This is a genomic window from Pauljensenia sp. UMB10120 (assembly GCF_030212035.1).
Classification (GTDB): domain Bacteria; phylum Actinomycetota; class Actinomycetes; order Actinomycetales; family Actinomycetaceae; genus Pauljensenia; species Pauljensenia radingae_A.
In genome coordinates, this window is sequence record NZ_JASODH010000002.1 from 257,953 (window position 1) to 270,061 (window position 12,109).

At 59.8% G+C, this 12,109-nt stretch carries 8 protein-coding genes; all 8 read left to right on the forward strand.

All coding sequences use genetic code 11. From position 1 onward, the window contains the following. The first annotated feature begins 33 nt into the window (after window positions 1-33). The 8 genes from QP093_RS03005 (at window position 34) to QP093_RS03040 (ending at window position 11,999) form a co-directional block, all read left to right on the forward strand. A complete protein-coding gene (locus QP093_RS03005) occupies window positions 34-1,725 on the forward strand; it encodes a ribonuclease J (RefSeq protein WP_070725933.1) in 1,692 nt (563 codons plus the stop codon). Beyond that, complete coding sequence (gene lysX / locus QP093_RS03010) at window positions 1,722-5,108, forward strand: bifunctional lysylphosphatidylglycerol synthetase/lysine--tRNA ligase LysX (protein WP_285014594.1); 3,387 nt, start codon at window positions 1,722-1,724, stop codon at window positions 5,106-5,108. Before QP093_RS03005 ends, lysX begins: the two co-directional genes overlap by 4 nt. Then, window positions 5,105-6,049, forward strand: coding sequence for a PfkB family carbohydrate kinase (locus tag QP093_RS03015; protein ID WP_285014595.1), 945 nt, complete (start codon window positions 5,105-5,107; stop codon window positions 6,047-6,049). The genes lysX and QP093_RS03015 overlap by 4 nt, the downstream gene beginning before the upstream one ends. A gap of 69 nt (window positions 6,050-6,118) precedes the next feature. Next, window positions 6,119-8,818 carry a DNA translocase FtsK gene (locus QP093_RS03020; RefSeq protein ID WP_285014597.1) on the forward strand — a complete coding sequence of 900 codons (2,700 nt, stop codon included), beginning with the start codon at window positions 6,119-6,121 and terminating at the stop codon, window positions 8,816-8,818. Window positions 8,819-8,835: 17 nt separating this feature from the next. Continuing rightward, the gene (gene pgsA, locus QP093_RS03025; protein ID WP_227469210.1) at window positions 8,836-9,444 is read left to right on the forward strand and encodes a CDP-diacylglycerol--glycerol-3-phosphate 3-phosphatidyltransferase; all 609 of its coding nucleotides are present in this window, start codon (window positions 8,836-8,838) and stop codon (window positions 9,442-9,444) included. A gap of 14 nt (window positions 9,445-9,458) precedes the next feature. Continuing rightward, entirely contained in the window at window positions 9,459-11,243 is a 1,785-nt protein-coding gene (locus QP093_RS03030) for an ABC transporter ATP-binding protein (protein WP_285014598.1), read from the forward strand. A 208-nt stretch (window positions 11,244-11,451) separates the two neighbouring features. Next, entirely contained in the window at window positions 11,452-11,763 is a 312-nt protein-coding gene (locus QP093_RS03035) for a helix-turn-helix domain-containing protein (protein WP_058236441.1), read from the forward strand. Window positions 11,764-11,777: 14 nt separating this feature from the next. Continuing rightward, window positions 11,778-11,999 carry a DUF3046 domain-containing protein gene (locus tag QP093_RS03040; protein WP_058236442.1) on the forward strand — a complete coding sequence of 74 codons (222 nt, stop codon included), beginning with the start codon at window positions 11,778-11,780 and terminating at the stop codon, window positions 11,997-11,999. Window positions 12,000-12,109 lie beyond the last annotated feature (110 nt).

The following is a 12,109-nucleotide window of genomic DNA, read 5'->3' on the forward strand; positions in this document are numbered from 1 at the left end:
TCAGCGCGGTCCAATGCGTGAGACACTTGCCCCATGAAGTCCCTGTACGAAAACTTAACCGAACCGGCACCCCTACCCGCGGGCGCCCTGCGGATCGTGCCCCTCGGTGGTCTCGGTGAGGTCGGCCGCAACATGACCGTCCTCGAATATGACGGAAAGCTGCTCATCGTCGACTGCGGCGTTCTCTTCCCCGAAGAAAGTCAGCCAGGTGTTGACCTGATTCTGCCTGACTTCTCGTGGATTGAGGAGCGCCTCGACGATGTGGAGGCGATGGTACTGACCCACGGCCACGAAGATCACATCGGCGCCGTCCCCTACCTGCTCAAACTGCGCTCTGACATCCCGATCTATGGGTCGGACCTGACATTGTCGTTCGTTGAGCCCAAGTTGCGCGAGCACCGCCTGGAGAACCCTCCCCTGAACGTCGTAGATGAACATGACACTGCCGAGGTTGGCCCGTTCAGCCTGGAATTTATTGCGGTGACGCACTCCATTCCGGATGCGCTCGCAGTGTTCGTGCGCACTCCCGCCGGCAAAGTTCTGATGACCGGCGACTTCAAGATGGACCAGTTGCCCCTCGACCACCGCCTGACCGACCTGCGTTCATTCGCCCGGTTCGGCGAAGAAGGCGTCGACCTGTTCATGGTGGACTCCACAAACGCCGAGGTGCCAGGATTCATCACTCCTGAACGCGAAATCGGCCCCGTCCTCAACCAGGTTTTCTCAGATGCGACCGGCCAGATCATCGTGGCCTCCTTCGCCTCGCACGTGCACCGCGTCCAACAGGTCATCAATGCGGCGGCGCGCAGTGGACGCAGGGTTGCCCTCGTGGGACGGTCAATGGAACGCAATATGCGCATCGCGGAAGAAAAAGGCTACCTGTCAATTCCCGAGGGTGTCCTGATCGAACGCTCGATGATAGGGGAGCTGCCTCCAGAGCAGCGCGTCTACATGGCGACCGGCTCGCAGGGCGAACCGATGGCCGCGCTGTCACGCATGAGCGTAGGATCGCACCGATTCGTCACGATCGAACCGGGCGACACTGTGGTGTTCGCTTCCTCACTGATCCCGGGCAATGAAAACTCGGTCTATCGGGTCATCAACGACCTGACTCGACTGGGCGCAAAAGTCGTGCACCAGGCCAATGCGAAGGTTCACGTGTCCGGTCACGCCTCTGCCGGTGAACTCATCTACGCTTACAACCTCGTGCAGCCAGCCAACGTCATGCCGATTCACGGCGAGATCCGCCACCTGGTGGCCAACGGACAGCTGGCCGTCAAGACAGGTGTCTCCCCGGAAAATGTCGTGCTGGCTGAAGACGGCGTGGTCGTTGACCTGATCGATGGGAAAGCGCGCGTTGTGGGCGCGGTTCCATGTGAATACATCTACGTCGACGGACGCTCGATCGGTGAAATTTCCGACGACGAACTCGAGACGCGTCGCACGCTGGGAGCCGAAGGGTTCATCAGCGTGTACGCCGTGGTGGAACATGATTCAGGGATGGTGCTCGCACCGCCGACGATCCGCGCGATCGGCATGGCTGAGGACGATTCTGTTTTCGACGAGATCCTGCCTGATGTGGATGACGCACTGCGCCAGGCAGCAGCGCCAGGAGGACAGGATCCCTACAAACTGCAGCAGGCCATGCGGCGCGTTCTGGGCAGGTGGGTGGCGCGCAAGCTGCGTCGCCGCCCGATGATTGTGCCTGTCGTGGTCGAGCAGTGAACGTAACACCGTCCACATCGAAACGCAGTCCGCTTCCACCAGCCAGCGAGCAGGCCACCGCCCGCGCGCTGAGAATACCGACCATCGTCTCGGACATTTACGCCATTACGATGATCTGGTCCCTCCTGTCGGTGCTGATCCACCTGATCGCTCCGCGCGTCGTTGAAATCGGCATGTTGATCACGAGCGCGTTGAACTTGCCGTCGGGTGCCGGCCTGTTCGAAGCAGTAGTGTGTGGGTCAATCGCGCTGGCCGCATCGCGACGAAAACGCGTCGTACTATGGGCCATCGCCTTTTTCCAGATCATTGGCGCCCTCACGTCCGTGTTGTTCATCATCCTTTTCGTTGCGGACGGTAGCGCTGTGTGGCTGGATATGCCGTCCTTACTGATCTCGCCGCTCGTGGCGCTCATCGTGATGGTGGCGCTGTTGCACTATCGGGCCTCGTTTCCCTCGCACATTGTGCGCGGGTCCCTCGTCGGTGCCTTGGTCATTCTGATCACAGGGATCGGCACTTCGATCGTGTGGGGAATTGTGCTGGTGACGTGGGGACCGTGGTCGCATACCACTGCTGGACCCGGATGGGTGATTTCACGCTCTCTGGGCTTCGTGTCGCTGACACTGACCGACGGTAGCGAGCCGATAGGGCCGCGCCCCCTTGCACTGGCGTTGTCTTTATGGTCAGCGCTGATCTATCTGTTGGCACTGGCCTACTTCCTGCGCGGGCAGAAAACGCCGGGACGCACTTGCGGAGATGACCTGAAAACGCGCGAACTGCTGGCCCGTTGGGGAACAGATTCGCTCGGGTACTTCGCAACCCGTGGTGACCGGTCCCTGGTGCTGTCAACAGATCAACGTGCCGGCGTATCCTATTCGGTTCTGTTTGGTGTCTGCATGGCTGCCGGCGACCCGCTGGGTGATCCCCAATCATGGCAGAACGCGATCGCGCAGTGGCGCCTGCGCTGCGCCCGCTTCGGATGGATTCCGGCCGTTCTTTCTGCCTCCGAATCAGGAGCGCGTGCCTACCGACAGCAGGGGTTTGCCGTGCGAGCCATGGGGGATGAAGCAATCGTCCACGTCCGCGACTTCGAATTGCGTGATCCCTACATGAAAGACCTTGCCCATGCGGTTCGCCGAGTGGCACGCGCCGGTATCGATATTTCGATCCGCCAACTCGGAGAGATCGACGCCGAGGAACGCTGCTGCCTGGAACGGGTCGCCAACGAGTATCGCAGAGGCGACGAACGCGGCTTTTCCATGGCGCTGGACCGCATGTTCGACCCGGTGGATTCACGCACACGAGTAGTCGTTGCCCGCGCAGGTGACGGCACTATCGAAGCAATTCTGACATTCGTGCCGTGGGGCAATACGGGGCTGTCACTGAACCTGATGCGTCGATCAGCTACAGCGACAAACGGCATCATTGAAGCCATGATTGTCGCCCTGATAACGGACTGCGCTGACGGGCCGATCAACGCGATCTCATTGAACTTTGCGATGTTCCGTCGCATTTTTCGCGAGGGCGAGGCGGTTGATGCCACGTGGCGTGCCCGGCTGCTCCGGCGCATCATGCGCGCCGCATCCAAATGGTGGCAGCTCGAGTCCCTGTATGAATCCAATTCCCGCTACCGCCCCGAGTGGTTTCCTCGTTATATGTGCTATCGCACGTTCGCAGAAATCACACATGTTCTGGCTGCAGCCGGTGGACTAGAGGGTTTCCTGCCCGTATGGGCTGACATTGACCATGGACAGTCATGGGGCATTGATGACGAACACCGCCGGGCAGTGCACGCCATCGAGCAGGAAGCCCATCAGGCTGTTGTGCCGCAGCGTGCACTCACGGAGCAAGAACGCGTCCGCCGCTCCAAGGCTGAGCGTCTGCGCCAAAGCGGCATGGAACCGTGGCCCCCGTCACTGTCGCTGGGGCTTCTCCCTGATCAGGTGCGCGCTCAAGCGCGGCAGTGTGCCGATGATACCTGGTCCCCTGACGAGGTCACTACCGGTGGGCGCATCCGTGCCATCCGAGATCATGGCGGCATCATCTTCGCCGACCTTGACCGAGGCGGGCAGACGATTCAGATCATGCTGGAACAATCCACGACGGAACCGGCAGTGTTCGAACTGTGGGGCCTGTGTGACATCGGAGACTCGGTGGCAGTAACAGGGCACCCAGGACGTACACGCTTTGGCGAGCCGACGGTGCGGGTGGCAACGTGGACGATGGCGGCAAAATCGTTGCGTCCTCTGCCTGCCCACGGCACGACGCTGGATGCTCAGACCCGCTCCCGCCAGCGTGTGACACATCTGTTGACAGACTCCACTGCGGTGGATCTTCTGCGCAAACGCTCGCGCGTGATGGCCACTACGCGCGCTGTGCTGGCGCACAACGGATTTACCGAAGTGGAAACGCCAATCCTGCATCCGATTAAGGGCGGGGCGAATGCTCGGCCATTTATTACACACCTGAATGCCTATGGTTCCAACGTATTCTTGCGGATAGCTCCCGAACTGTACTTGAAGCGACTGGCTGTGGCGGGTATGGACGCCATTTTCGAAATGGGACGCTCCTTCAGGAACGAGGGGGCGGACATGACCCATAATCCCGAGTTCACCTCCCTGGAGGCCTACCGAGCGGGCGGCGACTACACAACGATGCGTCATCTGGCCCAGGAACTCATCCAACGCTGCGCCCTGGAAGTCAACGGACAATGCGTATGTCTGCGGCCGGCAGGGTCATTCGGTACCGAGGGATTGCAGACGGTGTGCCGCTACGACGGTGTAGACATGGTCGAATACGACCTGTCAGGTGAGTGGCCTGTGATTGGTGTCCATGAGGCGATCAGTGCTGCCACGAACACCACAGTGACACCGGATTCGGACGATGATGAGCTGATCGGCCTCTGTCACGCGCACGGCATTGACGTACCACCCGTTGTCGACCACGGAGCACTGATCGCGGTACTCTACGATGACCTAGTTGAAGCGCAAACGGTTCAGCCGACGTTCTACTGCGACTTCCCAGCATCCTCTTCGCCACTGACCCGCAAACATCGCGACGACCCCCGTCTTGCCGAACGGTGGGACCTGGTGGCTTTTGGCATGGAGTTAGGCACGGCCTACACAGAGCTGACAGACCCTATTGACCAGCGCGAACGTTTCGTTGAACAGTCGCTGGCGGCAGCAGCGGGAGACCCTGAGGCAATGAGCATCGACACGGCATTTCTCGATGACCTCGACCTGGGATTGGTGCCGACCGGAGGTGTGGGAATCGGAATGGATCGGTTGGTCATGTTGTTGACCGGCAGCACGATTCGTCAGATTCTGGCGTTCCCATATGTGCGTCCTATGACTCACGCAGGAACAGAAGGTACGGTAATGGCATGACCGGTCGTTTCATCTCGACAGATTCCATCGTGCTGTCGCTCCCGCTGCACGTTGATCACATCCCCGAGCGGGGAACATCCGTGCGGGCAGACAGCGCCATGTCACGACCGGGAGGTGGTTTCACCACGCTGTCAGCCGTGGCAGCCTACGGGATCCCCGCGCTGCTGGCCTCACCACTGGGAACCGGACCGAACTCCTTCACCGTGCGCCGCCAGCTTGCCCACGCTGGCGTCCAGATCGTGACTGATGAACTGGTGGGCGACATCGGCGCTGCCATCATGCTGGTGGAAAACGACGGCTCGACCACGTCCGTCGCTACGTCAGGCGTTGAATCTGAGCCATCGCGCGCCGCCCTCGACCGTATTGAGCTGCACGAGGGGGACCTTGTCCATATCGGTGGCGCTGACCTGGTCAACGAGTCCAGTGCGCGCGTCCTGTCCGGATGGGGAGCAGACCTGCCCGATGATGTCACGCTGGTTGTCTCCGTGTCACCGGCTGTGGAGCAGGTACCAGTGTGGGCGTGGCGCCGACTGCTGAAACGTGTGGATGTTCTGACCATGAATATCCGCCAGGCCTCCACGTTGAGCCGGATTCTGGCAACTACTGAGCCTGGCACTGCGATTCGACATGTCATACGCCCCGACGCCGCAATCGTGCGTCGCCTGGGCGTGATGGGGTGCGAAGTACAGGTCGACGAGAACTCGCCGCGCGTGCAGATTCCCGCATTCGATTCCATTACCGTTGACACGGTCGGTGTGGGCGATACGCATATCGCGATCATGTCGGCCGCACTGCTGGAGGGGCACGACCTGATCGAAGCATGCCGCATTGCCAACGCCGCGGCAGCGGTGACCATTTCACATGAATCGGCACTGCCGGTGCCCACGCGCAGTCAGATCGAGGAAGTCCTGCGGGAAAAACGCGTGAAATACTCCATGTAAGGCGATCTGGCGCGTCAGTCGGCGCGTCTGAAACGGATCGGAAAGCGTTCGCGGTAGCGTCGAAGTATCATGGCCAAAAAATCTGCATCATCTTCGCGTACTCGCAGCTCTCGAACCTCGGGGCGCTCCTCTGCACGCGCCGAGAACGCTCCGGCACGCCCAGGCGGCCTGGCGCGGGCAGCGTCGGCAACAGGCCACGCGGTTCGCAGCGCACACGAGCAGTGGCGCGCTACGGACCCTCAGCTTAAACGCGACGCGTTGGCATTCATCTTGTGTGGGCTGGCCATTATCATCGCCCTGCGTGAATGGTTCGGCATTTCCGGAACCGCAGGAATGATCGTGCATCACGCGGTAGCCGGCCTGGTCGGACTGTTCTCCGTTCTGGTGCCGATCGTGTTCGTCGCCCTGTCGATCGAGCTCATCAAGGCGCGCTCCGGCCAGCACGCGCTGCCACACCACATTGCAGGTGGAATCGGCATGGCCATGTCGATCGCGGGCATCACCCACATCACCGCGGGAAACCCGAACATCGATTCCTTCGACCGGATCGAAGCAGCCGGAGGGCTTGCCGGCTGGTTCATCGGACGCCCGCTGGCTCAGCTGCTGTCACCCTGGGGCGCAATCCCCATTTTGGTGCTGCTCGCCCTGTACTCACTTCTGCTCGCCACCCGCACGCGGATCAGTGACATTCCCGCAGTGCTGCGCTCATGGTGGCGCATCCTGTCACGCCAGGACCAGCGTGAACGCATTGATGCAGACGATGTCGATAGTGACGAGGACGAGCTTGCGGCCACCGCTCAGCTGGATTCCTACGACGCGGATGAAGCATTCCGCCGTGCACACGAGAGCGCACACGCCGTCCCGAATGTGTCAGAACACCAGGACATCGAGGAAACGGCGCCCCCCTCGTCAGACCACGAACCAGAAGCAGCAACCCAGGTTCTGCCGCAGGCAGATACGGGAGCAGGGGAGGAGACCTCCATACTGGCCGCACCGCCCACGACCGAGCCGCCTGCCAGTTCCTTCCAGCCCGAGCTCGACGAGTCGATTTCCTATACGCTGCCTGACGAATCCCTTCTGGTCCGCGGAGCGCCGCACAAGACGCGTTCTGCCGCGAACGATCAGATCATCGAGGCCCTGCAGCGCGTATTGACCGAATTTAACGTCGACGCCACAGTGACAGGCTTTTCGCGCGGCCCCACGGTGACTCGATACGTCGTCGAGCTGGGTCCGGGCGTCAAGGTCGAACGCATCACGAACCTGTCGAAGAACATTGCCTACGCTGTGGCAACAGCAGACGTGCGCATCATTTCACCGATTCCCGGCAAGTCCGCCATCGGTGTGGAGATCCCGAACCCTGACCGCGAGACGGTCGCATTGGGTGACGTGCTGCGCTCCGGTGTCGCCAAGCGCAATCACCACCCGCTCATGGTCGGTGTGGGTAAGGACGTCGAGGGTGGCTACGTTGTCACCAACCTGGCCAAGACACCGCACCTGCTGGTTGCAGGCCAGACCGGTTCGGGTAAGTCGAGCTTCATCAACTCGATGATCACATCCATCATGATGCGCGCCACTCCGCAGCAGGTACGCATGATTCTGGTGGACCCCAAGCGTGTGGAACTGACGGTCTATGACGGAATACCGCACCTGATCGCACCGATCATCACGGATCCGAAGAAAGCCGCCGAAGCGCTTGAATGGGTTGTTGAAGAGATGACCAGGCGTTACGACGACCTGCACACATACAAGTTCCGTCATATTGACGACTTCAACAAGGCCGTGCTGTCCGGGCAGGTGCACGCGCTGCCGGGACTGGATCGCACGCTCAAGCCCTACCCGTACCTGCTGGTCGTGGTCGATGAGCTGGCGGACCTGATGATGGTGGCGCCTCGTGACGTGGAAGCGTCCATTCAGCGCATTACACAGCTGGCACGTGCGGCCGGCATTCACCTGGTGCTGGCCACCCAGCGCCCGTCGGTGGACGTGGTCACCGGCGGCATTAAAGCTAATGTTCCCTCTCGTCTCGCGTTCGCAACAGCCTCGCAAACTGACTCGCGCGTGATTTTGGACCAGACCGGTGCTGAAAAGCTGATCGGTCAAGGTGACGGCCTGTATCTGCCGGCGGGTGCGGCGAAACCTTTGCGCGTTCAGAGCTCGTGGGTCACTGAATCTGAAATCCATGCTGTTGTCACGCATGTGAAGGAGCAGATGGAAGTGCAGTACCGTCAAGACGTCACGGCACCTGCGAAGAAGCCGAAGGTTGCTGAGGATATTGGTGATGATCTTGAGGATCTGCTGCAGGCAGCCGAACTGGTGATTTCCACTCAGCTGGGCTCCACCTCCATGCTGCAGCGCAAACTGCGCATCGGGTTCGCGCGCGCAGGACGATTGATGGATCTGCTGGAATCGCGCGAAATTGTCGGCCCGTCCGAAGGATCCAAGGCGCGCGAAGTGCTGGTTCCACCTGAGTCCTTGCCGGACGTGCTGGCAATGCTGCGCGGGGAAACGGATTCCGTACATGCTTCCGAACCGGAACAACCTGCCGATCCGGCCTCCAGTCGGGGCGGCTACCACGGCGCGCCCTCGTCCGCTGATCACGCACCTGACGCGTACGGCGACTCAATGGGTCATGACTCACATGCAGGGCCGTTCGCCCACCCTCACCGGGACCTGACCAGCATCGGCGCACCTGATGACTGGGTCGATGAGAAGGACTATGACGACGGGTCAGGTCCAAATGAAGACGCCTGGCAACTGACTGGTCGCTGAACACGATAGGATTCATCATGATGAAGTCAGCACCGGAAAACGTCTCGATGTTGGATGAGGGGCCGAAGCGCTCCTGGGTCAATGTTCCCAACATCCTGACTGTTTTTCGCCTCATCATGGTGCCCATCCTCATCATCTTGATGCTGCAGCATGACTGGAACCTGCACTGGTGGGCGGTCAGCGTGTTCGTGATTGCCGGCGTCACCGACCAGCTCGATGGGCACATCGCCCGCTCGCAGGACCTCATTACCGATTTCGGCCGGATCATGGATCCGATTGCCGACAAGGCACTGACCTTGAGCGCCTTCATCATGCTGAGCATCGCGGGTTACCTCCCGTGGTGGTTCACCATCGTCATTGCGGCAAGAGAACTAGGCGTGACGGTGTTGCGTGCACTCCTGCTCAAACGCTCAGTTGTCGTTGCTGCATCGCTTGCAGGCAAGTTCAAGACCTTGTTGCAAATGTTCCTGATCTTCATCCTGCTGCTGCCCTGGTCCACTTTTTCGAACATCGTTATGCCGGGATCATGGTTCATGGTCGTCGTTGCAGCACTGACTCTGATCGCCACATTGTGGAGTGGAGCCGGCTACGTGATCGAAAGCGTCAAACTGTTCGGCAAACATTAGGTGTCATCTCAGACATGAAGAATATCTGGCGGATCCTGTCAAGTGCCCGGTCACTGTGGCCGCTCTACGTCGGCATTATCATCGGCGCCATCGTCACGACGGTGACCTCCCTGCTCAGCCCCTTCGTCATCGCGCAGGGCACGCAGATCGTCGTGGACATGATCGGCGGCAAGTCGAACGCGACGATCACCACTCTGGTGTGGCTGGCCGTTGGACTGCTCGCACTCATGGTGCTGAACTCGTTGATCACGAACGTCACCGGCTATATGGGTGACCAGATGAGCACGAGGATCCGTGCGATCCTGTCGCACAACTATTTTTCGAAACTGCTGCGCCTGCCGCAGCGCTATTTTGATTCCGAGCTGACCGGCACGATTATTTCGCGCCTGAACCGTTCAATCACTTCGGTGGCTGACTTCCTGCAGGTATTCGCCAATTCGTTTTTCACCACGATCCTCACTGTCGTCACGGTGCTGGTGGTGGCTGGCCTGCATTCGCCGTGGCTGGCGTTGTGCCTGTTCATCATCTACCCGCTGTTCGTCTGGCTTACAGCTTTGACCTCGGTGAAATGGCAGGTGTGGGAGCATCAGAAGAACGAGCACTACGACATCTCGGGTGGCCGTTTCGCTGAAGTTATCGGCCAGCTTCGCGTCGTGAAGTCCTATACGCGCGAGCGCTCCGAACTGGATACCTTCGACGGGCACTACGACGACGCAATCAGCATCACGCGCTCCCAGTCTGCTTACTGGCACCGCATGGACATTCTTCGTCGCGTGTGCCTGGACCTGGTGTTCTTCGCGGTCTACCTGATTATCTTCATCCAAACTGCTCGCGGCGCCTTCTCCGTTGGATCAATGGTGCTGCTGATCCAGCTGATCAACATGGCCAAGCAGCCCGTCACGTCGATGAGCTACTACGTGGACACCCTGCAAAAAGCGATCACGGGCTCCAACGAGTACTTCAAAGTCATGTCAGAACCCGACGAGCCGCTGACCGCCGTGCACGAGACAATCGACTGGTCCAGCGAGGATCCATACGTCGAGTACTCCCACGTCAACTTTGGTTACACCGACGAGACAGTCCTGCGCGATATTTCCCTCGCTATTCGCAAAGGTGAACGCATCGCGTTTGTGGGTGAGTCAGGTGGTGGCAAGACCACGATGATCAACCTGCTGATGAAGCTGTACACGCCTGATTCAGGCGTGCTGAGGGTACGCGGACATGACGTGACGCAGGTGCCGACTCAGACGTTGCGCGATCAGATCGGTGTTGTTTTCCAGGACGCGAGCCTGTTCTCCGGCACGATTCGTGACAACATCACCTACGGCAAACCCGACGCTACGGACGACGAGATTGTCGAGGTGGCGCGTCGAGCGAACGCCCTGTCGTTCATTGAGCGCCTTCCCGAACGCTTCGACACGCAGATCGGTGAGCGCGGCATCAAACTGTCAGGTGGGCAAAAACAGCGCATCTCCGTTGCTCGCGCCATGCTCAAGGACGCGCCGATCCTCGTGCTCGATGAGGCAACCTCAGCCCTGGACACCAAAGCTGAACGGCAGGTTCAGGCCGGCCTCGACGAACTCATGCATGGGCGCACGACGATCATCATCGCGCACAGGCTGTCCACGATCGCAACGGTGGATCGAATCGTCACCTTGAAGAACGGGACGATCGATGAGGTCGGGTCGCCTGCTGAACTGGCGCGCAGTGGCGGAATCTACGCGCAGCTCCTGGCGCTGCAGGCCACAGACTCGCACGCCAGCCGCACACTGCTCAAACAATTTGAAATCACGCACTGACGCTGCCGGCCAGGGGAGTACCAACTCCCCGAATCGAGACGTACCCCACATTAGGGATCTGTCAACTGCCGGGAATAAAGACATCGTCAAGGGCGTTGAAATGATCAGACAAGGAAATGATCCTGCGCATTGCAAGCTGGTGTTCAGTAACTTCCCAGTTGGTGAACATAGGATGCATGTGAGTTCAATGAGAGGATACAGTCAGAACATGACGACAACTGCAACAGCACCACTGCTTCGCACCGAGATCGGCGACGTGCTGCGCTCACTGCGTCAGGACCAGGGCCGGACCTTACGCGAAGTTTCATCTCAGGCACAGGTGTCGCTGGGATATCTGTCCGAAGTTGAGAGGGGACAGAAAGAAGCCTCCTCTGAACTGCTGCAAGCCATTACCGGAGCACTAGGCGTCCCGCTGTGGGTCGTCCTGCGCACCGTGTCAGATCGCATGGCGATCATTGAAAGCACAACGGTGCCCGATACGGTACCCGATGATTTGATGTCGGTTGCGCTGCTGAGCTAGAACGGTTCAGCTTCGTGCTCAAATCAGAATTCTGGAACGCCCTTGACCAGGTCTATGGACCTGCGTTGGGGCGTTCCCTGTTTCAGGACCTCTACCTCGTCCCGCTGAAAATGAGCGGTCGTGAGGCAATGGATGCCGGTGTTGACGTTGAGGTGATATGGGACGCCCTCGTCGATGAAACCGGAAAAGGCGAAGAAGCCCGCTGGGTGCACAGGCGCCCGAAGAAGAAGCGCTGAAGGCGAGCCGAACGGTTGCCTGCGCGAGAATTGACGGGCGAGGCGGCTCATGTTTGTGACATCAGCGTGTCGTTTCACAATCGAACACGTGTTCCACTACTGTATCCACA